At 66.6% G+C, this 21,536-nt stretch carries 21 protein-coding genes and 1 pseudogene; 9 read left to right on the forward strand and 13 right to left on the reverse strand.

The features are described from left to right. Nucleotides 1–111: 111 nt before the first annotated feature. Together L810_RS07455 and L810_RS07460 are read left to right on the forward strand one after the other, a co-directional pair. Nucleotides 112–675 carry a cytochrome b gene (locus tag L810_RS07455; RefSeq protein WP_042973667.1) on the forward strand — a complete coding sequence of 188 codons (564 nt, stop codon included), beginning with the start codon at nucleotides 112–114 and terminating at the stop codon, nucleotides 673–675. A 192-nt stretch (nucleotides 676–867) separates the two neighbouring features. Next, the gene (locus tag L810_RS07460) at nucleotides 868–2,016 is read left to right on the forward strand and encodes a porin (RefSeq protein WP_042973668.1); all 1,149 of its coding nucleotides are present in this window, start codon (nucleotides 868–870) and stop codon (nucleotides 2,014–2,016) included. 57 nt (nucleotides 2,017–2,073) lie between these two features. On the opposite strand, the gene L810_RS07465 is transcribed toward L810_RS07460, so the two are convergent. Continuing rightward, nucleotides 2,074–3,129 (reverse strand): porin, encoded by a 1,056-nt coding sequence (locus tag L810_RS07465; protein WP_021157750.1) that lies wholly within the window; start codon nucleotides 3,127–3,129, stop codon nucleotides 2,074–2,076. 312 nt (nucleotides 3,130–3,441) lie between these two features. Here L810_RS07465 and L810_RS07470 point away from each other — a divergent pair, with 312 nt between their 5' ends. Continuing rightward, on the forward strand, nucleotides 3,442–4,170 hold the full coding sequence (locus tag L810_RS07470) for an IclR family transcriptional regulator (RefSeq protein WP_021157752.1): 729 nt from the start codon (nucleotides 3,442–3,444) through the stop codon (nucleotides 4,168–4,170). A gap of 42 nt (nucleotides 4,171–4,212) precedes the next feature. Here the strand turns inward: L810_RS07470 and L810_RS07475 are convergent, their stop codons facing one another. From L810_RS07475 to L810_RS49735, 11 genes and pseudogenes are all read right to left on the reverse strand, one after another. Next, complete coding sequence (locus tag L810_RS07475; RefSeq protein WP_175895146.1) at nucleotides 4,213–5,664, reverse strand: NAD-dependent succinate-semialdehyde dehydrogenase; 1,452 nt, start codon at nucleotides 5,662–5,664, stop codon at nucleotides 4,213–4,215. An 84-nt stretch (nucleotides 5,665–5,748) separates the two neighbouring features. Continuing rightward, a complete protein-coding gene (locus tag L810_RS07480; protein WP_021157754.1) occupies nucleotides 5,749–6,081 on the reverse strand; it encodes an NIPSNAP family protein in 333 nt (110 codons plus the stop codon). Then, nucleotides 6,071–7,699, reverse strand: a complete 1,629-nt coding sequence (locus L810_RS07485; RefSeq protein WP_021157755.1) for a bifunctional 3-(3-hydroxy-phenyl)propionate/3-hydroxycinnamic acid hydroxylase — start codon at nucleotides 7,697–7,699, stop codon at nucleotides 6,071–6,073. The genes L810_RS07480 and L810_RS07485 overlap by 11 nt, the downstream gene beginning before the upstream one ends. Beyond that, nucleotides 7,696–8,577, reverse strand: a complete 882-nt coding sequence (locus L810_RS07490; protein ID WP_042973696.1) for an alpha/beta fold hydrolase — start codon at nucleotides 8,575–8,577, stop codon at nucleotides 7,696–7,698. The genes L810_RS07485 and L810_RS07490 overlap by 4 nt, the downstream gene beginning before the upstream one ends. A gap of 26 nt (nucleotides 8,578–8,603) precedes the next feature. Further along, entirely contained in the window at nucleotides 8,604–9,209 is a 606-nt protein-coding gene (locus L810_RS07495; protein WP_021157757.1) for an amino acid synthesis family protein, read from the reverse strand. 50 nt (nucleotides 9,210–9,259) lie between these two features. Continuing rightward, a complete protein-coding gene (locus tag L810_RS07500; protein ID WP_021157758.1) occupies nucleotides 9,260–9,775 on the reverse strand; it encodes a VOC family protein in 516 nt (171 codons plus the stop codon). Between the two features lie 12 nt (nucleotides 9,776–9,787). Further along, entirely contained in the window at nucleotides 9,788–10,825 is a 1,038-nt protein-coding gene (locus L810_RS07505; RefSeq protein WP_021157759.1) for a WD40/YVTN/BNR-like repeat-containing protein, read from the reverse strand. A 15-nt stretch (nucleotides 10,826–10,840) separates the two neighbouring features. Continuing rightward, nucleotides 10,841–11,653: an SDR family NAD(P)-dependent oxidoreductase gene (locus L810_RS07510; RefSeq protein WP_021157760.1), complete on the reverse strand. Its 813-nt coding sequence runs from the start codon at nucleotides 11,651–11,653 to the stop codon at nucleotides 10,841–10,843. Nucleotides 11,654–11,702: 49 nt separating this feature from the next. Further along, nucleotides 11,703–13,283 carry an acetolactate synthase large subunit gene (locus L810_RS07515; RefSeq protein WP_042973669.1) on the reverse strand — a complete coding sequence of 527 codons (1,581 nt, stop codon included), beginning with the start codon at nucleotides 13,281–13,283 and terminating at the stop codon, nucleotides 11,703–11,705. Nucleotides 13,284–13,865: 582 nt separating this feature from the next. Then, nucleotides 13,866–14,013: pseudogene (locus L810_RS49730) on the reverse strand (DUF1016 N-terminal domain-containing protein); the annotation flags it as partial. An 867-nt stretch (nucleotides 14,014–14,880) separates the two neighbouring features. Further along, nucleotides 14,881–15,378: a tyrosine-type recombinase/integrase gene (locus tag L810_RS49735; protein WP_373453091.1), complete on the reverse strand. Its 498-nt coding sequence runs from the start codon at nucleotides 15,376–15,378 to the stop codon at nucleotides 14,881–14,883. A gap of 340 nt (nucleotides 15,379–15,718) precedes the next feature. Between L810_RS49735 and L810_RS07525 the strand changes: the two genes are divergently transcribed. Then, nucleotides 15,719–16,378, forward strand: coding sequence for a carbonic anhydrase (locus tag L810_RS07525; protein ID WP_021157764.1), 660 nt, complete (start codon nucleotides 15,719–15,721; stop codon nucleotides 16,376–16,378). A gap of 278 nt (nucleotides 16,379–16,656) precedes the next feature. Here the strand turns inward: L810_RS07525 and L810_RS07530 are convergent, their stop codons facing one another. Continuing rightward, complete coding sequence (locus L810_RS07530) at nucleotides 16,657–17,226, reverse strand: lipocalin family protein (RefSeq protein WP_042973671.1); 570 nt, start codon at nucleotides 17,224–17,226, stop codon at nucleotides 16,657–16,659. A gap of 224 nt (nucleotides 17,227–17,450) precedes the next feature. On the opposite strand from L810_RS07530, the gene L810_RS07535 reads away from it, so the two are divergent. The 5 genes from L810_RS07535 to L810_RS07555 all read left to right on the forward strand — a co-directional run bounded on the left by L810_RS07535 (nucleotide 17,451) and on the right by L810_RS07555 (nucleotide 21,495). After that, entirely contained in the window at nucleotides 17,451–18,062 is a 612-nt protein-coding gene (locus L810_RS07535) for a sigma-70 family RNA polymerase sigma factor (RefSeq protein WP_042973672.1), read from the forward strand. Then, a complete protein-coding gene (locus tag L810_RS07540) occupies nucleotides 18,059–18,793 on the forward strand; it encodes an anti-sigma factor (RefSeq protein ID WP_021157767.1) in 735 nt (244 codons plus the stop codon). Before L810_RS07535 ends, L810_RS07540 begins: the two co-directional genes overlap by 4 nt. A 154-nt stretch (nucleotides 18,794–18,947) precedes the next feature. Further along, complete coding sequence (locus L810_RS07545) at nucleotides 18,948–19,781, forward strand: DUF1295 domain-containing protein (protein WP_042973674.1); 834 nt, start codon at nucleotides 18,948–18,950, stop codon at nucleotides 19,779–19,781. Further along, on the forward strand, nucleotides 19,778–20,878 hold the full coding sequence (locus L810_RS07550; protein WP_021157770.1) for an SAM-dependent methyltransferase: 1,101 nt from the start codon (nucleotides 19,778–19,780) through the stop codon (nucleotides 20,876–20,878). The genes L810_RS07545 and L810_RS07550 overlap by 4 nt, the downstream gene beginning before the upstream one ends. Continuing rightward, on the forward strand, nucleotides 20,875–21,495 hold the full coding sequence (locus L810_RS07555; RefSeq protein ID WP_021157771.1) for a lipocalin family protein: 621 nt from the start codon (nucleotides 20,875–20,877) through the stop codon (nucleotides 21,493–21,495). The genes L810_RS07550 and L810_RS07555 overlap by 4 nt, the downstream gene beginning before the upstream one ends. Nucleotides 21,496–21,536 lie beyond the last annotated feature (41 nt).

The following is a 21,536-nucleotide window of genomic DNA, read 5'->3' on the forward strand; positions in this document are numbered from 1 at the left end:
CGAAGGTTCGTGCGCATCGCCACCCGGCCTCGGTTCGACGAAGATCGGCGCGAGACGTTGACGATCGGCATCCCGCCGGTCGCAGTGTCGCTTCAAAGGAAGACAAATCAAATGGAACACCAGGCCATTGCATTCGCCGTGGAGAAATACCCGCTCGCGCTTCGGCTGTTGCACTGGGTCAGGGCGATCCTGATCGGCGCGCAGCTCTGGACCGGCTGGACGATGGTCCGGCTCGACGACAACCTGCCGGCCAAGTTCGACTGGTACTACCCGACGCACAAGGAGTTCGGCGTGCTCACGCTGCTGGTGGTCGTCACGCAACTGGCGATTCGGTCGATGAAGCCGTTGCCGCCGCTGCCTGCCACCCTGCCGACGCTCGACCGCAAGCTCGCCAAGATCGGCCACTACCTGCTGTACGCGCTGGCGATCGTCGTGCCGCTGATGGGTTATTCGATGTCCAGTACTTTCACGCAGAGCGACGGCGTGCCGTTCTTCTTTTTCCGCGTACCCGAGCTGCTGCCGAAGAACGACCACTGGTTCGAGGCGTTTCAGTGGCTGCACCGGACGCTCGCCTACACGTTGCTCGCGCTCATCGTGCTGCATGTGCTCGGCGCGCTGAAGCACCGCTTCTTCGACCGCAACCCGGAAAACGACGTGCTGCGGCGGATGCTGTAGCTCCGCTACGCGGAACCTCGCGCCCGGCGAGGCGCCGTATTCGGTCCGCTCGATCGCGGCGGACCGATTTTCTTCCCGATTCATATTTCGTTTAACTAACGATAAACGGACCCGCTGCACGCGTCCGGTGCTGACGCACGCCGTCGGAAACCGTGTCGCCACGCGTGGGCCGCCCACACCTGGAGATCGACGATGAAGAAGATGATGGCGGCCGTATCGGCCGCGAGCGCCATGGGTTTCGGCCTGCCGGCCCACGCGCAAAGCACCGTGACGCTGTACGGCCTGATCGACGAAGGCATCAATTTCACGAGCAACGCGGGCGGCAGCACGGCTTACCAGATGATCAGCGGCGATACCGTCGGCAGCAACTGGGGGTTGAAAGGTACCGAAGACCTCGGCGGCGGCCTGAGGGCGCTGTTCCAGCTCGAAAACGGCTTCAACGCGAGTACGGGCGCGCTCGGCGTGACGTCCCGGATGTTCGGCAGGCAGGCTTATGTCGGACTCGATTCCGACCAGTTCGGCACGCTTACGCTCGGCCGCCAGTACGACCCCACGCTCGACATGTGGAGCCCGTTCACGGCCACCGGAAACTGGCTCGGCGACTTCGGCGCGCACCCGTACGACAACGACAACGCCGACTGGGACTACCGCATCCAGAACAGCGTCAAATACGTGTCGCCCGCGTATGCCGGCTTCAAGGGCGAAGTGCTCTACGGCCTCTCGAACCAGGCGGGCGGCTTCGCGCGAAACCGCGTCTACAGCGCGGCCGTGCAGTACCAGATGGGCGCGTTCTCCGCCGCCGTCGCCTACCTGAAGGCAAACAACGGCGGCGCGACCGCGGGCGGTGCGCTGTCGAGCGACGACACGGTATTCAGCGGCCGCTCGCAGCAGAACATCGATGCCGGCGCGTCATACAAGTTCAGCGACAAGTTCACGCTCTCCGCCGCGTATTCGCACGTCGACGTGACCAACCCCGAATCGAATCTCTACTTCGCGAACCCGCCTGCGGCAGGCACGCAGAACGCGTGGAAATTCGACAACTTCGAGGTCAACGGCCAGTATTTCTTCCGGCCTGACTTCTGGCTCGGTGCCGCCTATGCATTCACGCATGCGCATGTCGCCACGACGGCCGGCGACGCATCGCCGAGCTGGCACCAGCTGTCGATGATGCTCGACTACGACCTCAGCAAGCGGACCTCGACCTACCTCCAGGCTGCCTACCAGCATGCAACCGGCAACACCGGTACCGACTTCGACCATGCGCACGTGCTCGGCACGGCCGGGCAGTCGTCGGGCCGCAACCAGCTGGCGCTGCGGATCGGGATGATGCATCGGTTCTGAGCGCGGCGACCCGCGGGCCGGGTTGCCGCACGCGGCAACCCGTGCTTTCCCGTGCGGTCAGAACTGATGCCGCACCCCGACGCGCACCGCGGTCTGCGACGCGCCTGCCGCCGCTGCGCCAAGCGCGGCCTCGACCTGGGCGCCGTAAGCACTGTCGTGCCCGCGCGCGACCACCGCGTACAGCCCCGTGCGCTTCGACAGCGAATAGTCGGCGCTCAGCGTGATCTGGTTGGCCGAGCCGATGTCCCCGCCGCGCTGCTGGTACTGGAAACCGCCGCCGAGCTGCAACGAGGGCGTGACCGAATAGGTCAACCCGGCGTCGTAGGTAGTGGCGCGCAACGGCGCGGCAGCGCTGATCCGTACGTCCGACACCATGCCGAAGACGCGGAACGGCCCGACGTTGTAGCCGGCCCCGCCCGAGAAGTTGCGCAGATTGCCGCCGGCAGCCACGTCGTGCTGGCCGAAATAGGCGAACGCTGCGCTGAACGCGCCTTGCGTGTAGGACAGCATCGCGCTTTGCACGCTGCTGCGCGCGACCGTGCCGGGCACGTTGCCGAACCCCCACATGCCGCCGAACGCGACACCGCCGAACGTCGGACTCACGTACTTCACCGCGTTGTTCACCTGCACACCCCACACGCGGTTGTCGAGCGCGCCGCCCGCCGACGCGTTCGCCGGCAAGCCCCACGCGAGCAGCCCGGCCGGCGTGTTCGCGCCGATCGCGAACGACGGCATGAGATCGCCGACGAAATCGAACTGCCGCCCGAGCGTCACGGTGCCCCAGTCGCCGCCGAGCCCGACGTACGCTTGCGAACTGAACGCGGAGCCCGGCACGGTCAACGTGCCGTCCGATGTCTGGAACTGGCTTTCGAGCCGGAATACCGCGAAGTTGCCGCCGCCGAGGTCTTCCCTGCCCGTCAGGCCCCACACGTCGTTGCGCGACACGCCCGCCTGGAGCGCGAGCTGGCGGCCGCCGCGCGGCGCGGAAGCGACGTCGCTCGTATAGGTGATGCCGGTGTCGAGCGAACCGTAGAGCGTCACGCTCGACTGCGCGAACACCGGCGAAACCGCACCGCAGCCGCACAGCGCCACCATCTTCAACCACGTTCCCATCTTCTTCTCCTCATCGAATATTCATGCATCGCGTCCGCGAGCCGGATCGCACGCAGGCCGTGTCGGGTTGCGTTATCTGCATCGTCAACATAGGATTCCATATTGATTCGATGCGACGCGATTACAGGACGATCAGCGGCATGTGTCACGCGCCTTCCTTGATGCGGGTCCGGTTGCCGCCGCCACGACTTAAGTTAGACTACGGCCCTGCCGTCGCCGATGTGTCGCGTCACCCGCGACCGCGGCGCAGCGCGAGCCGTTTCCGATCCTCCCGTTCCATTGCCGCAAGCCGCCTGATTTCCGGATCACGTCATGTCGAGCCTCACCAAAATGCTGTCCATCCTCGACGTCTTCTCTTCGTCCGCGACGTCGATGACCGCCGAGGAAATCGCCGAACACATGGGCTTTTCACGCACCACGTGTTATCGCTACGTGAAGGAACTGGCTTCCGTCGGCCTGCTCGTCGGCACCAACGGCCGCTATACGCTGGGCCCGCGCATCATCCATCTCGACTACAACATGCGGCAGTCGGACCCGACGCTCACCGCCGCGAAGCCCGTCATCCAGAAACTGGTCCAGGTCACCGGCGGCGATGCGCTCGTGTCGACGCTGTTCGACGAACAGATCATCAACGTCATGCACGAAACCGGTGCCGAAAACCTGCAGCTCGGTTTCGGCCGCGGCCGCATCATGCCGCTGTTCCAGGGCGCATCGTCGAAAGTGATCGTGGCAGCGATGTCGCGCGCGCGCCTGAAACGGCTGCACGAACGGCGCAACGCCGCGTTCGGCGAGTTCGCGGCCGACTGGACACAGTTCTGGCGGCACTGCCAGCAGATCGTCGAGACCGGCTACTGGATCTCGCGCGGCGAACTCGATGCCGGTTTCGTCGGCATCGCCGCCCCGATCCGCACCGCCAGCAGCGGCGAGATCAACAGCAGCCTGTCGCTGGTCTTTCGCGCCGAGCACTTCGCGCTGTTCGACGAGCACGTGCTCGGCAAGCTGCTGATCGACGCCACCGCGCAGATCGGCGAAGCCACCTGAAGGCTGGCGCGACGCCGCGCGCGGGCGCCGGCGCGCGCACCGTCAGTTCAGTTGCGTGATGAATTTGGTGACCAGATAACCGTCGAAGGTCTCGGTGCCTCCCTCGCTGCCGAAGCCGCTGTCCTTCACGCCGCCGAACGGGATCTCCGCCGGCCCCATGCCGAAGTGATTGATGTTGACCATGCCGGCCTCAAGCGCGCGGCCAATCCGGTGCGCGTTGCGTGCCGATGTCGTGAATGCATACGACGCCAGGCCGAACGGCAAACGATTGGCTTCGGCGAGCGCATCGTCGAGTGCATCGAACGGCACGATCCCGACGATCGGGCCGAACGGCTCGTCATTCATCAGGCGCGCCTCGCGCGGCGGTGCCACGACGACCGTCGGCGCGAAGTAATGGCCGGCCCCCGGCAAACGCGTGCCGCCCGCGACGATCGCCGCGCCGTTCGCCTTCGCGTCGGCGACGAACGCGTCGATCTCCGACACGCGCCGCGCATGCGCGAGCGGCCCCATCGTGACACCCTCCTCCAGTCCGTAGCCGACGCGGATCTTGCCCACCGCTTCCAGATACGCGGCAACGAAGCGATCGAACACCGCGCGTTGCACGAAGAACCGCGTCGGCGACACGCACACCTGCCCGGCATTGCGAAACTTGTACGCGGCCAGCATCGCCGCGGCGCGCTCGATCTCGGCATCCGCGCAGACGATCACCGGCGCGTGTCCGCCCAGCTCCATCGTCATGCGCTTCATGTGCGCCGCGGCGAGCGCCGCCAGCCGCTTGCCGACCGGCACCGAACCGGTGAACGAGATCTTGCGCACCTGCGGCGCCTCGATCAGTTGCGTCGACACGTCGCCCGGCACACCCCACACGATGTTCAGGCAGCCCGGCGGCAACCCCGCATCGTGGAAGAGGTGCGCGAGCGCGACGAGCGCGCTCGGCGATTCCTCGGGCCCTTTCAGCACCAGCGTGCACCCCGACGCAAGCGCGGCCGCGATCTTGTGCATCGCCTGGCTGAACGGGAAATTCCACGGCGAAAACGCCGCGCACACGCCGATCGGCTCCCGCAACACCGTCTGCATCACATCCGGCGAACGCGCCGGCACGACGCGGCCGTAGGTGCGACGCCCCTCCTCCGCGTGCCATTCGAGCTGTTCCGCGGACGACATGACCTCCGCGACCGCCTCGCGAAGCGGCTTGCCCTGGTCCATCGTGATATGGCGGCCGATGGACTCGGCGCGCTCGCGCACGAGCGAGGCGGCGCGCCGCAGGATGTCCGAGCGCACGAGCGGCGACTCGCGGCGCCATGTCGCGAACGCACGATGCGCGGCATGCACGGCGGCGTCGATATCGGCCCGCGTCGCATGCGGCAGGTCGCCGAGCACGCGGCCGTTGCCCGGATCGAAGACGGGCTGCGTGCGCCGGCCGTCGGCCGGCAGGAACCGTCCGTCGACATACAGACGAAGCGGCGGGTAATCGACGCACGCATCAGGCACCATGCGCGAAGTCAGCGGCGTAAACGGAATCAAGACGGAACCCTCGGTTGAAAGTGCGCGGTTGGCGCGGACGGCGCGACGGCCGCTTCACGCCGCCTGTTGCGGCGCATGCAGCAAGCCGCCGATTTCCTGCCGGAGAATCTGGTTTTCCTGCCTGACGAGCAGATGCCGGACCTTGCCGCGAAAGATCCCGAACTCGGGATCGGCCATCAGCGCGGCACGCCGCCGCGCACGCGTGTCGAGCGAATCGAATGCCCACAGATAGACGAGCTGGTTCAGCGGCCCGACTTCCGTCGCGAAACAGCCGATCATCGTGCCGAGCACCCGCTCCTGCGCGGCGCGTCCGCATTCCGCATACAGCCGCAGATATTCGGCGACGCCGCCCGGCACCAGCGTATAGGTGCGTTGTTCAACAAACATGCACTTCCTCCCGTTGTCGTGGCGCGAACGCCTGAAAGGCCGCGGTCGCGCGGGCCATCCCCACGGCGTCCGTCTGCGCCGCCACGTAGCGATCGGGGCGCACGACCACGAGCGGGCCGGCATGCCGGTCGAACCACGCCGCCAGCGCGTTGTCGACGTCCTCGACGCAGGCGCTGCCGTGCACGCTGGTCACGCGCCGGGCGCGACTCGACCCGCTGCGCGAACGGCTCACCTGCACGAACACCGCGCCGAGCGACGTCCAGTACGCGCGATCGTCGTCGCTCAGGCACGCTTGCGGATCGCACTGCCAGCCGACGATCGAGAACCACGGCCCCAGCACGTCATCGAGTTTGCGGCGCACGCCATCGGCCGTTTCGACGTCGGGCTGCACGATCATCCTGCCGACCGCATCCGATCCGCCGGGCAGCACGATGCCGCGCGTGTAGCTCGGCATCGGCTTGAACCGCATCTGCAGGATGTAGTCCTTCAGTCCCGGCGCGAAGCGGACCAGCCCGAGAACGCGATCGCGCACAAACGCGACGAGCCGGTTGGTCGGCATCAGCATCGCGCCGAAGGTGTCCGCGAGGTCGATCATCGCCTTCGCGTGATCGCGCCGCTCGGATTCGTACGTCGAGATCACGCCGGGATGCAATGCGCCACGGACGATGCCCGCCAGCTTCCACGCGAGGTTGCCCACGTCGCGCAGGCCCGCGTTCAGGCCCTGGCCGATCCACGGCGGACTCAGGTGCGCGGCATCGCCGACGAACGCCACGCGACCGACAACGAAACGCTCGGCCACGCGCGAATGGTGCGTGTAGGTTCGCGCGCGCACGATCTCGACGCGATCGATGTCGTCGACGTACGGCGCGATCAGCGCTCGAATCGAGTCGGGCTGGGCGATCGCCGCTTCGTCCTCGTGCGGGAACACGAGAAACTCCCAGCGCCGGAAATCGAACGGCAGATAGATGCAGACGTTCGGGCGGCGCGGGTCGCAGTTCAGGGCCGTGCAAGGCTGGTCGAGGCCGGCGTTCTTCACATCGACCACGACCCACTTGATCGGATGCGTCGTGCCGGCGAGCGTGACGCCGAGCAGCTCGCGCATCGGGCTGCGTCCGCCGTCGGCCGCGACCACGTAGTCGGCCTGGAGCGCATACTGCCGGCCGTCCGCGCGGCGCACCTGCAACGTGACGCCTCCATCGTCCTGTTCCACATCCACCACTTCCTCGCTGGTTCGCAGCGACACGTGCGGATAGCGGGCCAGCCCGGCACGCAGCGTTCGTTCGGCCAGTTGCTGCATGAAGATGTTGCGCCGCCACCAGCCGAATTCGCGGATCGACGGGCGGATATCGGCAAAGCATTCACCGTTCGCCTTGAACATGCGCAGCGGCACGTTCTGGATGATGTCGCGGCTCAGTTCGTCGGCGAGCCCCGCTGTCTGAAACATCCGCAACGCTTCGTCGTCGATGCCGACCGCGCGCGGAAATTCGACGACGTCCGCCGCCTTCTCGACGATCACCGTCGCGATGCCGTAGAGGCCGAGCAGATTCGCCATCGCCACGCCGTTCGGCCCGGCGCCGACGATCGCGACCGATGTCCGCTCCGGATTGTTCGCCTTCATGCGTCGGCTCCCGTCCGCCATGCCGGATCGTCGAGACGATCGAGCCAGGTGCGCAATGCGTGGTTGAACGCGGCGGGCTGATCGTCATGCACGTAGTGCGTCGCGCCCGGAATATCGAGCCAGTCGATGCCGGCGCTGGCCGCCATTTCGGCCGCCACTTCCGCGGCCAGGAAATCCGAATCGCCGCCGCGCAACAGCAGCGTCGGCACCTGCAGGTTGAGAACCAGCGGCCACAGATGGACGAGCTGCTCCGGCGTCGCGGCCAGCCGGGCCGCCGCGATCCCGGCGGCGTCGTGCCGCCACACGATCCGTCCGTGTGCGTCCTCCTTCAGCGAGTGCGCGACGCGCGAATCGAGCGCGGATTCCGCGATGTTCGGCCGCTGATGCCGCCAGAATGCGCGCGCGTCGTCCCACGACGCGAACGCGTCCGGCGTTTCCTTCAGCTCGCGCTTGATGCGCTCGGAACCTTGCGAGCCGGCCGACGCGCCCGGGCCCATGTCCTCGATCACGAGACCGGCAAGCCGGTCCGGATTCGATGCCGCGTAGACGAACGCATTGGCGCCGCCCATCGAATGCCCGGCCAGCACGAATCGTCGCAGGTCGAGCGCGCGTACCAGCGCATCGAGATCGCGAACGTAGGCCGCCGCGTAATAGTCCCGCCGCGGATCCCAGTCGCTCAGCCCGCGCCCGCGCTGATCGAGCGCGACGACCCGGTAGCGGTCGGCCAGCGCGTCGGCAACGGGCTCCCACGTCCGCGCGTAGCTGCGCAAGCCGTGCAGCATCACCACGGCCGGCGCATCGTCGCGACCCCAGCTCACGTAGTGCAGCCGCAACCCGTCGCTCTCGACCCATCCATCCTTGACGGACACCGTATTCATCATTCGCTCTCCGGCAGCCCCTGCTTTCACACCAGGCCGTCGCGGCCGACGATCTCGCTCGCCTTCAGCCCGCCGAGCCGCGCATGCAGGCGGCCGCGCGTCGCGAACGCGAAGATCACCAGCACTTCGTCGTCGTTGGGCGCGTCGGGAAACAGGCAAGTCACCGTGTCGTAGTGCGAGCGCACGTAGAGCGCATCCTTGTGCGCGAGCGGCACGTCGATCACCGTGTTGATCGGGCCGCGCTTGCCGCTCGACGGCACCCACGATTTGCCGCCGCCCAATGCCGCACGGATCGGCTCCGCGAAGATCGACGTGAGGAACGCGTTGCCGTGTTCGTATTCGCCGGCCGAGCCGACCAGGCACGCCTTGCCGTAGCTCTCGATCGCGCGGCCCGCCGCGAGCGACTCGATGCGTCGCGCGAATTCCTGCCCGAGCGCCGGCGACGGGCGTACGAGATCGTCAAGATTTTCGCTGTACCGCCCCGCATACGGGTTGTGCACGGCCGCGGCGATCACGATCTTGCGCAGCGGCTCGCCGTCCGCGAGCTGGCCGGTCTCGTTCGCGAGCGAATCCTCGATCTGCGTATACCACTTGCGGATATGAAAGCCCTCGAAATTGGCGATCTTGCTCATCAGTAATCCTCTATAAAGTATCGATGGTGTCGGAATGGATGGCGGGCACGTCAGTCGAACAGCGGCTCGAGCTGAAAGGGATCGCTGGGCGCGTTGTACCGGTGCAGCACGCGCTTGCCTTCCTCGTCGTCCGTGACGGTTTCGCAAAAGAATTCGAGCCGGTTGCCGTCCGGGTCCGAAAAATACACGCCGATTCCGACCTTGTGATCGGTGATCTTCACGATCGGCACGTCGCGACGGATCAGCATCCCGTACAGCCGGCGCAGCTCGGTCAGGCCGCCCGCGATTTCGAGGCCGTAGTGCTGCAGGCCGATCGTGCCGAGTTCCGCATCGGACGCCGCGCGAATCAGCGCGATGTCATGGTGTTTCTGGCCGAACGACATGAACACCCACTGCTCGCCGCGAGCGGTTTCCGTCATGCCGAGCACGTCGGCATACCAGATGCTCGAGCGCACCGGATCGCGCACGAACAGCGACAGGTGCGTGCGCTGCACACGCGGTACCGGCAGCGGCAGCCCGCTTTCGTTCGCGTGCGCCGCCCGTTGCAGGAGGTCAGGCTGGGTCATCGCTCGCTCCGCTCAATGCGTCGACTGCGCGTGGGCGACGAGCGGCGCTTCGAACGGCGTCCACGCCACGGCCGTGATCTCGCTGAATTCGCGCCATTCCTTGGTCCAGCTCCGGCCGCCGTCGTGCGAACGGAACAGGTGCCCGTACTTGGTCCCCGCATAGACGAGCCCGGGCCGCGCCGCATGGACGCCGAATGCCCAGAACGTCGAATTCGGCGGCGTGTGCAGATCCGTCTCGTGCCATGCACGGCCGCGATCGGGCGAGCGGTAGATACGGCTGCGCGTGCCCGGCGTGCCGTCGCCGATCGCCATCAGCAGGTCGCCGCCGGGTGCCGCCAGCGGGACGACCGTGCGCGTGTAGTACAGCCCGTCGAAGCGGTCGCGCGACAGCTTGCCGTCCCAGGTCAGGCCGTCGTCGTCGCTCACGTGCACCGCGTTCACCGTCAGCAACACCGTCGTCTTCGGCTGGTGCGGCCCGGCAGGCAGCACGGCGATCGCATGAATGTCGCTGTTGCGGATCGCCGTGCCGGGGCCGTCCACGCGCGTCCAGGTCGCACCGGCGTCGCGGCTGCGCCATGCGCCGCCTTCCTCCACGCCGTACCACACGTTGCGGCTGTCTTCCGGGTCCACGCAGATCGTCAGCAGCCGCGGACGATTGACGCCTGAACAGAACTCCGGAAACTCGGGAGCCGTTCGCGCCCAGGTCAGCCCCGCGTCGCTCGACTTGTAAAGCGCGGCACGCGACGGCGCGCCGGTGCCCGCATACAGCACGGCCGGATTCGCCGGATCGATCGCGATGGACCAGACTGCCTGCCCGTTCAGCAGGTTCTCGGGGCGAAACCAGTGCGCGCCGCCATCCTCGCTGATGCACAGCCCCGAATCGGCGCCGGCATACACGCGCGACGGCGTAGCGGGATCCACCGCGAGCGCGCGCACGATGCCGTCGAACTCGATGGGCTCGTCCAGCCCGAGGCGATGCCAGGTCTTGCCGTCGTCGTTCGAGCGCAGGATGCCTTGTCCCGCGGTGGCGACCAGTACGGTTGCGGTCATGCGATGCTCCTTGTGTCAGAGAAAAATGCCGCGCGTGAGCCCACCGTCGCAGCCGATCGACTCGCCGGTGATCGAGCCGGACTTCGGTGACGCGAGAAACGCCACGATCCATCCCATTTCTTCCGGCTGCAGCACGCGCCGGATCGGCGTGACCTTCACGTAGTTGGCCTCGACCTCCGCGGCCGTCAGCCCCTGCTTCTGCGCTTCCTTCTCGTAGAGCTCGTGAATGTGCGGCGTCTCGACGACGCCCGGGTGAATCGTGTTGACCGTGATGCCGAACGGGCCGAGCTGGTCGGACAGCGTCTTGGTCAGGTGCACGATCGCGACGTTGCGCATGCCGGACAACTGCTTGCTGCCGCGGCCGGTGAGCCCGCCGATATTGACGATCCGGCCGAAACCATGGCGCCGCATGTAGGGCGCGGCCGCCTTCGCGCAACGCAGGTAGCCGACGACCTTGATGTCGATGTCCTGGAGCAGCCCCTGCGGATCCGCGTGCTCCAGCTCCGCGCGCACGAGGCCGCCCGGATGCGCAGCGCCGTTCAGCAGGATGTCGAGCCGGCCGAAACGTTCGACGCTCGCCGCCATCGCTGCTTCGATGGACGCCATGTCGGTCGTGTCGAGCGTGACGGGCAGGATCGCGCCGGCCGCGTCGCCCAGCGGCGCGAGCGTCGCGCGAATCTCGGCGGCGGCGGCCTCGAGGTGTTCGAGGCGTCGCGCGGCAATGGCGACGTTGACGCCTTCGCGGGCCAGTTCGAGCGCGACCGCCTTGCCGATGCCCATGCTGCCGCCGGTGATGAATGCGGCTTTTCCGTGGAGTTGCAGGTCCATAACGATGAAAGATCAGAGTCGGGATTGAAGAAGTCAGCGGGTAGCGCGATCAGGGCAGGCACATTTCGATGAGCCGCGGCCCGTCGGAGTGCGCGAGCGCGACGTCGAGCGCCTGGGACAGCGCCTGCACGGTATTCGCGCGCTCGGCCGGTACGCCGTAGCCGCGCGACAGCGCGAGCCAGTCGATCGGCGGATCGTCGAGCAGGGTCAGGCGGCTCGCGTGCGGCGTGTCGGCCGGCAGGCCGCCGCGTGCGAGCTCGGTCTGCAGGATGCCGTAGCGCCGGTTCGAGGCGATCAGCATGACGATCGGCAGACGCTCGCGCGCCATCGTCCACAATGACTGGATCGTGTACTGCGCGCTGCCGTCGGACTGCAGCGCGAACACGCGGCGCTCAGGGCACGCGACGGCGGCGCCGAGCGCCACCGGCAAGCCCTGGCCGATCGCGCCGCCCGTGTTCGTGAGGATCGTGTGACGGCGCGCGCGCGCCGACGCGGTCACGAACGGATAACCGCACGTGCCGCCCTCGATCGACACGATCGCGTCGTCGGGCAGCGCATTCGCCAGCACGCGGCCGACGGTCTGCGGCGTCAGCGGCCCGTCCTCCACGCGCCAGCGTTCGATAGGCACCCCATCGTCGTTCGTTGCCGCGCCGACGCGATCGGCCAGCGCCTCCAGCGCGTCGTCCGCCGCATCGCCTGGTGTTGCCAGCGTCACGATGTCCTCGGGCCGCGCGAGTTCGCCCGGAATGCCCTCGTAGCCGAAGTAAGTGACGGGCGCGAGCGCGCCGGCGAGCACCACGCGCCGACCGGCCAGCGCGGCGAGCGCCGGTTCGGGGAAATAAGGCAGGCGGTCGATGTCCGGCAGACCGCCGCCGCGCTCCGCCCGCGCAGGAAAAGTCTCGCTGAAGCAGGTCGCACCGGTGGCCGCCGCGATGCGCGCCGCCGCACGCTGCCCACGCACCGACAGCGCGCGGGCGCCCATCAGCAGGACAGCGCGATGACCGCTGAGCAGCAGGTCGGCCACCTGTTCGACCCGAGCGGCATCGAACGTCACCGCAGCCGGGCGCACGATGGCGGGCCACGCCGCACTGCGCACCCGGGCCGATTGGAGATCGACTGGAAGCACGAGCGTCGCGACGCCACGCCGCGTGCCCATCGCGGCGGAAATCGCGTCGGCCGTATCCGTCGCGAGATCGGCGTCGCGCGCCACGCTGCGATACCACACCGACACCGGACGGGCGAGCGATTCGATGTCCGACGTCAGCGGTGCGTCGTACTTCAGATGCTCGCGCGTGTGATCGCCGACGATGTTCAGGATCGGCGTGCGGGCGCGGCGCGCATTGTGCAGGTTCGCAATGCCGTTCGCGTGGCCGGGGCCGAGATGCAGTAGCGTCATCGCGGGCTTGCCGGTCATGCGGCCATAGCCGTCCGCGGCGCCCGTGCACACGCCCTCGAACAGCCCAAGGATCGAGCGCAAGCCCGCCACGGTGTCGAGCGCACCGACGAACGGCATCTCGGTCGTGCCTGGATTGGCAAAACAGACGTCGACACCGGCGTCGCGCGCCGTGGTGAGCACGACGCTCGCCCCGCTTCTTGCTTCGGTATCGCTGCCCAACTGTGGGATGTTCATGCGGCTGCTCGACGGGTTTGGCTAAGGTGTTTTTACTGTAATCCCTAATTACGGGATTTGTCAAACACAACCGCACCCTTCCTCGTCAGAAGAAGAACGGGAAATTCCCGAAAATTTCCGGATTTCGTGGGGATACGCCCTACTGAAAAGACAACGCAGTATTTTGCATTTACCACAATTCGGGATTTGACCAAAAATGGAGGGGGATATGCAGCAAGTCGGCGCCCGTGCCGCGCACCGCGACAAACCTGCTCGAGAGCGCCGACGGTCATGGCCAGTACGCGCTGGACTCGCTCGGGTTCGGCACGAATTCGAAAGCGCTCGGGGGCTGTCCAGGGATCGCTTTTGTCAGCCGGTCAAGAATCGCCTGAAGGGCGTGACGACGAGCCGGCTGCAGGCGGCGCTGAGCCCGCGACTCTGGATCGTGTACCGCGTGAACCGCGGCGCACTCGATTCAGACAATGGACCCGGCTGCGAAGCCGGTGTGAAATGGACCGGCACGCGGTAGATCGCGACCGTGGCGACAGATGCCACCGACCGTCGTGCCGACCAGCCGGTTGGTGCGCAGGCCGGCCGCATAACGGGAGTTCATCCGCTCCTGCAACTGCCGCGACGACCAGCGCTCCAGGCGACAGAGTTCGATGTAGAAGTCGCGCTTGAGCGGGTCGTCGACGTACATCAACATCCTCAGATGGGTCCAGCTCAATTCTCTCCGCAGGGCGGAGAGAATTCAGCCACCGGCCCGCCGAGGCCCTCGCCTGTCACCGCGCCAAATGTGCGCGCGCAATTGAGCTTCGGCACCGCCAGAGACAAAGCCGCCCCTCCAGTCGCCCCGCCCAGATCGAAGAACCTCCAGGCCCGCGTGCGACGCAATGCCCAATGAACCCGCCCACCGACACGTCGTCGTCCGCGCCAGAATTACAGGGGCGCCGAGACGGTGGCGGCAGCGTTTTTCGATCGCCACGGCGGGGGCGCTCAATGCCCTTCGGACACGATGCCTCGCACGCGGAGGCTCCGCCTAAGTCCCGAAATGAAGGAGAACCTGGCCCTTACTATGTTCCCCTTCATTCCGCCGGATCCTGCCTCGAAATGGACCACTTCGGCGGAGCGCATCGCGCCCGTCTTTCACTGCACAACCGCGCACGTCCTAGCTCGCCCCCTGAAGTTTCTACGAAAAAAACTGTCAAACTTCCGCGTCCACACGCGCACCACACGTCGGTCGCGCTGGCTTGCAAACTCAGCCGTCTATCAACGCGCATCACACGCTCGGCGTGATGCATGACCGCAGTCAAACAACGCTCGTGTCCCTGTCCGATTCGACCGGCAAGCCAAACTCCGGATTCGCCGCACCTCTCGACGAACACTAAAAAGACACTAAAAATCGCGGCGCGAACAGACGCCCGGTAAACATTGGCTGCTCCCCCGCTCGAAGGCCCTTGCCAGCCGGGGCTTCGACAGATTCCAGCCCCCCCCCAACCCAACACCCCAGACTTCACGATTCATTTAACTTTGAATCGTGCCCGCGCCGTGAGCCAATATCTGCAAGGCTTCCCGCTCCGGCCCCTCAAATTTGATTCCACGCGTCCCGGCGCGAACACTAAAAAGACACTAAAAAGCGGACGCGAGATACTGCGTGCCGTCTCGATGTCGAGCACGCGACCATACTCCAGACACGATTGTCGAGATCAAACTCCTCAACCCGCGCAAACCGCACCTCGTTCGTGCGAGTCGCCGTGAGGATAAGCAGGTGCAGCACCCGTGCCGCGCGTCGGGGACGAAGCTCCAGCTCCCGGATAAACGTCGGAAGGTCTTCCCAAGGCAACGCCGGATGATGCTTTACCTGCGAGCGTTTCTTTGACCGTGGTAACACCAGTTGGAGACGGTCTACGTAACGAGCAGGGTTACCACCGGCGCGGTGGCCCATCACGGTCCCCGCGTCCAGGATCGCCTTAATGCGCCCCCGCACACGGCGCGCCGTCTCTGCCTTTTTGGTCCAGATTGGCTGAAGGCAGCCAACGCCAACCATCGCTCGCACAGATCCGCCGGGTAAGACTCCCTCAATCGCAGATAGGCTCCTACCCACTATCCTACCCATATTGGCCGTAGCGCCAATCCAAGATCGGCCGCAACGCCCTGATGGCAAAGGGACGCCGAGCAGATTCCCGCCCAAATGCCCCAAAAGTTGCCTTGGCGGGCTCGGTTGCGTTCGGGATGCTCCCTACAGGCACGCCCCCGATGCTGGCATGCAGGGACACATGGTCCGCCGAGAGTGTTAATTATGTCAAATAGAATCGATATTCGCCCCCATACCTGGAGAGGTGTCGGGCGATACTGCGCGCCATACCCACGCTTGCCGGATATGCACTATGATGCTGGCCGCGCAGGCGTACCTGCCGCTACTGCGCTGATCATACGATTGAAGTTCTGGAGTGAGCATGCAAGACATCATCGATGGTTTTCTGCGTTTTCAGCGCGATATCTACCCGCAACGTGAGGCGCTTTTCAAGCAACTGGCGACGTCACAAAACCCCAAGGCGCTGTTCGTCACGTGCTCCGACAGCCGAGTCGTACCTGAGCTGCTCACGCAGCGCGAGCCGGGCGAACTGTTCGTGATCCGCAATGCGGGCAATATCGTGCCGTCCTACGGCCCGGAACCCGGCGGGGTGTCGGCCACCGTGGAATACGCGGTCGCCGTTCTCGGCGTTCGGGATATCGTGATCTGTGGCCACTCCGATTGCGGTGCGATGGGCGCGATTTCGCGCTGCACGTGCCTCGACCACCTGCCGGCCGTCGCGAACTGGCTGCGTCATGCCGATTCCGCGAAAGTCATCAACGCCGCGCATGAATACGACTCGCCGCGCGCGAAGCTCGACGGGCTCGTGCGCGAAAACGTGATCGCGCAGCTTGCGAACCTACGCACTCACCCTTCCGTCGCGCTTGCGCTCGAGCAAGGACGCCTGAATCTGCACGGCTGGGTCTACGACATCGAGACAGGCGGCATCGATGCGCTGGACGGCACCACCCGACATTTTGTCCCGCTGGCCGAGTCGCCCAAGGTGGTCGCGGTGAACTCGCGCAATCGCGGGCAGGTCTAGCCCCCGAAAGGTTCGCGCCCGGTATCGGGCGCGAACACAACGCCGTGCCGAACTGAGCGGGCACGCAGGTGCCCGCTTGTATCGATCAGACCCGCGCGCGTCTTGCGCCGTCGAGGCAGGCGCCGTTTCGCGTGACGTGCATCGAGCAACGTCACGCGACTTCGGTCCTCGACCAGCGTCTCCCCTTCCTCTCCTTCGCAACCGCCATCGGCACGGCGCATACGGAACGCTGCGTTGCACCTGATGAGGCCGCGCATGCCGGTTGCAGTCCGGTCGCCCTAATGCGCAGTGCGTAGCAGCATCGTCGTGTCGTAACCGAGCGTCCGGACCCGCTCAACAAGCGCCGCGGCCTGTTCAGCGGAGGGCTTTGCGTCGCGCGTCAGGATCCACAGGAACCGACCCGACGGTTCACCGACGATCGACCATGAATAATCGTCGGCGTGATCGAGCACCCAGTAATCGCCGAAAAACAAAGGCCCGAAGAACGACACTTTCAGCTTTGCGCCGCCGCTGTCGGCCACGATCCGTGCCCGCCCGTCGGCGCTTCGCGCGCGGCCGTCCGGCCCGCCTTCGCGGCAGGTATTGCGCACGCCGACAAGACCGTCTTCCCGCTTCGCATAGTCGGCCGTCACGCCGTCGCATCCGCGCTCGAAGCGGTTTTCGTACCGCGCGAACTCGTACCATCTGCCGACGTAGCGATCGAGATCGACGAATTTCGCCGGTTGCGGAACGCGTGCATTCCCGCTGGGCCCGCCGGCGAGGCCTGCACATCCCGCCAGCACCAGGGCGGCGCCCGCCACGATCACGCCCGCCGTCCACATCGGTCGGCCCACGATACTTCGCTTCATTGAATGACTCTCCAGACACGAAACCCGCTCATTGTGCACGCAACCGACGGTAGTCGACCGCATTCGCCGCACGTTGCGGCTGCCTGCATCCGCGCGAACGCGTCGCTCGTATCTGGTTGAAGAGATCAAAGCGGGCGCGCCACCGATCGTTCGATCACATGCATCCGAGAGTGCTATATTTCGCTCGACATTCACATCATGGCGGTCCGCGCCATCCACTTCGCATGAGCGACACGCCAGGCGGTGCCAGCGGCTTCGATCAGTCAGCCCCTTCGCGCGATGCCGATGCGGATGTCGCGCGCCGCGAACATCTGAACCGGGTGATGCTTCAGGCAGCATCCGGCGACCAGGCGGCTTTCGCGGAGTTGTACCGGCTGACCGCGTCGCGGGTGTTCGGAACAATCGTGCGCATGCTTCACGATCACGGGGAAGCCGAGGATCTCCTCCAGGAGGTCTACACGACCGCATGGCGACGCATCGACGCGTTCGACCTGGCGCGCGGCGGCGCGATGACGTGGCTGATCACGCTGGCGCGCAACAAGACGATCGACCGCTTGCGGCAGCATCGCGACGCGCAACTCGACGACGAACAGGCGCTGGAGCTTCCCGCCGAAGATCCGACGCCCGCCGCGCTGGCGGAGGCCTCGCAGGAGCGTCTGCGCCTCGAGCGATGCCTCGCGCAACTCGATCCGCAGCAGGGCCGCGCGGCGCGCGAGGCCTTCTTCAGCGGCGCGACCTACAGTGAGCTGGCAGCGCGACTGCGTGTGCCGCTCGGAACCATAAAGAGCTGGATCCGGCGCAGCCTGATGCAGCTGAAGGTGTGCCTGGAGCAATGAATACGCCGGCCGATCACAATCCCGAATTGCGCTGCGCGGAATACGCGCTCGGCGTGCTCGACGCAGACGCGCGCCGCGAGCTGGAGCAGGCCGCCGCGCGCGACCCGGCGTTGCAAGCCACACTCGAGCGCTGGCAGCGCCACCTCGCCCCGCTCGCGGACGACGTCACGCCCGTCGACCCGCCCGCGCGAACCTGGACGAGGATCCAGCACCAACTGGGCTTCATTCCGCCGCCGCGCCCGCGCAGCGCTGCGCCATCCGACGGATGGTGGAACAGCCTGCGACTGTGGCGCTGGGTCGGCATGGGCGCGAGCGTGGCGGCGCTCGGACTGCTCACGGTCAACGTGATCCGGGTGGGCGAAGCGCCGCCGCGCCCCGCTGCCGAAGACAGCCACTACATGGCGGCCACGCTGGCACAAGCGGATGGCGTCGCACGGTGGACCGCCACGGTCGACTTGCAGCGTGCCCGGATGGTCGTGGTGCCCGCGAACACGCCACCGATCGCCGCTGACCGCTCGACGGAGCTCTGGCTGATTCCGCCAAATGCGAAGCCGATCTCGCTCGGCGTATTCTCGTCGAACGCACCGGCGTCGATGACGCTGCCGCAAGCGATCGTCGCGCGACTCGATGCACGCGCGGTGCTCGCCGTATCGCTCGAGCCTCGCGGCGGCTCGCCGAGCGGCCAACCCACCGGGCCGGTGCTCGCCACCGGCGCGATGCACACCACTTGACGCGCGCAACGCGCGCTCAACCCGCAAACGTAAAGGGAGGCGGCGTGCCGCCCGCTGCCGTCTCTCTCGACGAGATCGCGCATCTCGTCGCATCCGTCTGCGTCCGATCGGTCGACCGCTCCGTATAGAGGGATATCGCGCCCTCGGAGCCCGTATGCACGCCGTCGTCGTTGCCCTCCTCGCCTTCGTCGGACTGATCCTGTCCTTCACGGCGGTATGGATTGCCCAATTGCATTCCCGGAACGCCGGGATGATCGATCCTGTCTGGGCCGCGACGCTCGGCGGCGTAGCCGTGTTCGTCGCCGTGCTGGCTACCGGCCCGGAATTGAATCGTGCGCTCGTCGCCGCCGGCGGCGGCATCTGGGGGCTGCGACTCGCGCGACACCTGTGGCGGCGCAATCGCGGGCAGCCGGAAGACCCGCGCTATCGACAGTTCCGCCTGCAGTGGGGCGACGCCGCGCCGCGCAACATGTTCTGGCTGTTCCAGTTGCAGGCGCTGATCTCGATGCTGCTGTCGATCGCGTTCTTCATCCCCGCATACAGCGCGGCAGCCCCGTCCCGGTCCGCGATCGCCGCGGCAGTAGCGATCTGGATCGCCGCCGTCGCCGGAGAGACTGCGTCCGACCGGCAACTCAAGCGGTTTCTCGCGGATCCCGACCACGGCGGCCAGGTCTGTCGCGCCGGCTGGTGGAGCTATTCGCGGCACCCCAACTATTTTTTCGAGTGCGTGCACTGGCTCGCCTACACGGCGCTGGCGATCGGCATGCCGTGGGGCTTGCTGACGCTGTTCCCGCCACTCCTGATGGCATGGCTGCTGCTCAAGGTATCCGGCTTGCCGCTGCTCGAAGCGCGTCTGGTGCAAAGCCGGCCGGGCTACCGCGAGTACATGCGCACGACCAGCGCCATCGTTCCGTGGCCTCCGAGGCCGGCGCCTGGCCCTTCCCCCACTCGATCCGATCACCCTGAAGACCGGAGCACGCGATCATGACCGCTACCACCTCGCAACCGTCGCCGGCCTCGGCGGCGGCACCCAACGACGCCTGGCTGATCCGCTGCTGCGAGCGCGGCTGGCTGCCGGACCGGCTGATCCGGGCCGGCATGCGCTCGCTCATCCGGCAACGCCTGCGCGACGAACACGCGTATGACGGCGAACGGCGCGCGGCGGCCTACGACACGCTGGTGCGTGAACTGGGCGCGAGCCCGATCGCAATCGAAACGCTCGCGGCGAACACGCAGCATTACGAAGTGCCCGGCAGCTTCTTCGAGGCCCATCTCGGCCCGCGGCTCAAATATTCGTGCGGCTATTACCCGCGCGGCGACGAAACGCTGTCGCAAGCAGAAGAAGCCATGCTGGCGTTGTACGCGCAGCGCGCCAGGCTGGAGGATGGCCAGCGCATTCTCGACCTCGGATGCGGCTGGGGTTCGCTGTCGCTCTGGCTCGCCGAGCGCTACCCGGCCGCGCAGATCGTCGGCCTGTCGAATTCGCACGGTCAACGCCACTTCATCGAGCGGTGCGCGGCGCAGCGCGGGCTGACGAATCTGCGCATCGTGACCGGCAACGTGGTGGAGTTCGACTTCGATCCCGAGGATGCCGGTTTCGACCGCGTGCTCTCGATCGAGATGTTCGAGCACATGAAGAACTACGGGCAACTGCTCGCCAAAATCGCGCGCTGGATGCACGACGACGGCAAGCTCTTCGTGCACATCTTCGCGCACAAGCTGCTCGCCTATCACTTCGCGGTGCACGACGACACCGACTGGATGTCGCGCTATTTCTTCACGGGCGGGACGATGCCGTCGGCCGACCTGCTGCTGCGGTTCCAGGACGACGTGCGCATCGCCCGCCAATGGTGGCTCGACGGGACTCACTACGCCCGCACGGCCAATCAGTGGCTCGCGTCGCTCGATGCGGCGCGCCCCCGGGTCATGCCGATTTTCGAGACGGTCTACGGCGCCTACGCCCGCATCTGGTTCCAGCGCTGGCGGATGTTCTACATGGCGGTCGCCGAGCTGTTCGGCTATGCCGACGGGCAGGAATGGGGCGTCGCCCACTATCTGTTCGACAAGCGCCGGGTTCTCGCATGACGGCCGCGATCGCGTACCGGGTTCTCCGCCGTGCCGCCGTCACGGTCGTGACGGCGCTCGCGATCGGGGCCGCCGGGTGCTCGGGCAGTCCGCCGAACCCGAATCCGCGCGCCGCCGTTCCGCTGTCGACCGTACCCGTCGACCTGCCGCGCTACATGGGCCGCTGGTACGTGATCGCGAACATCCCGTATTTCGCGGAACGCCGCTTCGTCGGCAGCCGGGCCGAGTGGCGCCTGCGTGACGACGGCCGGATCGACGACGCATTCGTCGGCCGCAAAGGCGGCTTCGACCAGCCCGAGAAGCACTACCGGTTCGTCGACGCCGTCAAGCCCGGCAGCGGCGGCGGCGAATGGCGCGTGCGGCTGTTCTGGCCGGTGTATGTCACGCAACTGACGCTCTACGTCGATCCCGACTACCGGTACACGATACTCGGCTACCCGGGCAAGACGCTCGGCTGGATCTTCTCGCGCGAGCCGACGATGGACGAGGCCACCTATCGCTCGCTGCTCGCCCGGCTCGATGCGATGGGTTACGACACGTCGCGCTTCAGGCGGGTGCCGCAAACACCCGACCAGATCGGCAAGCCGGGCTTCGCGTCGCCCGGCGATCGCGAATGACCACCGCACCTGCATCCGCCGCGTGCGGTGCGACGTATATG

The organism is Burkholderia sp. AU4i, assembly GCF_000466765.1.
GTDB lineage: Bacteria > Pseudomonadota > Gammaproteobacteria > Burkholderiales > Burkholderiaceae > Burkholderia > Burkholderia cepacia.

Excerpts from the sequence above, each read along its gene's own strand:
- L810_RS07480 (WP_021157754.1), bottom strand. The coding sequence starts at position 6,081 with ATGTTTGTTGAACAACGCACCTATACGCTGGTGCCGGGCGGCGTCGCC.
- L810_RS07460 (WP_042973668.1), top strand. The coding sequence starts at position 868 with ATGAAGAAGATGATGGCGGCCGTATCGGCCGCGAGCGCCATGGGTTTC.
- L810_RS07555 (WP_021157771.1), top strand. The coding sequence starts at position 20,875 with ATGACGGCCGCGATCGCGTACCGGGTTCTCCGCCGTGCCGCCGTCACG.
- L810_RS07525 (WP_021157764.1), top strand. The coding sequence starts at position 15,719 with ATGCAAGACATCATCGATGGTTTTCTGCGTTTTCAGCGCGATATCTAC.
- L810_RS07535 (WP_042973672.1), top strand. The coding sequence starts at position 17,451 with ATGAGCGACACGCCAGGCGGTGCCAGCGGCTTCGATCAGTCAGCCCCT.
- L810_RS07515 (WP_042973669.1), bottom strand. The coding sequence starts at position 13,283 with ATGAACATCCCACAGTTGGGCAGCGATACCGAAGCAAGAAGCGGGGCG.
- L810_RS07490 (WP_042973696.1), bottom strand. The coding sequence starts at position 8,577 with ATGAATACGGTGTCCGTCAAGGATGGATGGGTCGAGAGCGACGGGTTG.
- L810_RS07500 (WP_021157758.1), bottom strand. The coding sequence starts at position 9,775 with ATGACCCAGCCTGACCTCCTGCAACGGGCGGCGCACGCGAACGAAAGC.
- L810_RS07475 (WP_175895146.1), bottom strand. The coding sequence starts at position 5,664 with ATGGTGCCTGATGCGTGCGTCGATTACCCGCCGCTTCGTCTGTATGTC.
- L810_RS07505 (WP_021157759.1), bottom strand. The coding sequence starts at position 10,825 with ATGACCGCAACCGTACTGGTCGCCACCGCGGGACAAGGCATCCTGCGC.
- L810_RS07495 (WP_021157757.1), bottom strand. The coding sequence starts at position 9,209 with ATGAGCAAGATCGCCAATTTCGAGGGCTTTCATATCCGCAAGTGGTAT.
- L810_RS49735 (WP_373453091.1), bottom strand. The coding sequence starts at position 15,378 with ATGGGTAGGATAGTGGGTAGGAGCCTATCTGCGATTGAGGGAGTCTTA.
- L810_RS07455 (WP_042973667.1), top strand. The coding sequence starts at position 112 with ATGGAACACCAGGCCATTGCATTCGCCGTGGAGAAATACCCGCTCGCG.
- L810_RS07510 (WP_021157760.1), bottom strand. The coding sequence starts at position 11,653 with ATGGACCTGCAACTCCACGGAAAAGCCGCATTCATCACCGGCGGCAGC.
- L810_RS07540 (WP_021157767.1), top strand. The coding sequence starts at position 18,059 with ATGAATACGCCGGCCGATCACAATCCCGAATTGCGCTGCGCGGAATAC.
- L810_RS07550 (WP_021157770.1), top strand. The coding sequence starts at position 19,778 with ATGACCGCTACCACCTCGCAACCGTCGCCGGCCTCGGCGGCGGCACCC.
- L810_RS07465 (WP_021157750.1), bottom strand. The coding sequence starts at position 3,129 with ATGGGAACGTGGTTGAAGATGGTGGCGCTGTGCGGCTGCGGTGCGGTT.
- L810_RS07530 (WP_042973671.1), bottom strand. The coding sequence starts at position 17,226 with ATGAAGCGAAGTATCGTGGGCCGACCGATGTGGACGGCGGGCGTGATC.
- L810_RS07545 (WP_042973674.1), top strand. The coding sequence starts at position 18,948 with ATGCACGCCGTCGTCGTTGCCCTCCTCGCCTTCGTCGGACTGATCCTG.
- L810_RS07485 (WP_021157755.1), bottom strand. The coding sequence starts at position 7,699 with ATGAAGGCGAACAATCCGGAGCGGACATCGGTCGCGATCGTCGGCGCC.
- L810_RS07470 (WP_021157752.1), top strand. The coding sequence starts at position 3,442 with ATGTCGAGCCTCACCAAAATGCTGTCCATCCTCGACGTCTTCTCTTCG.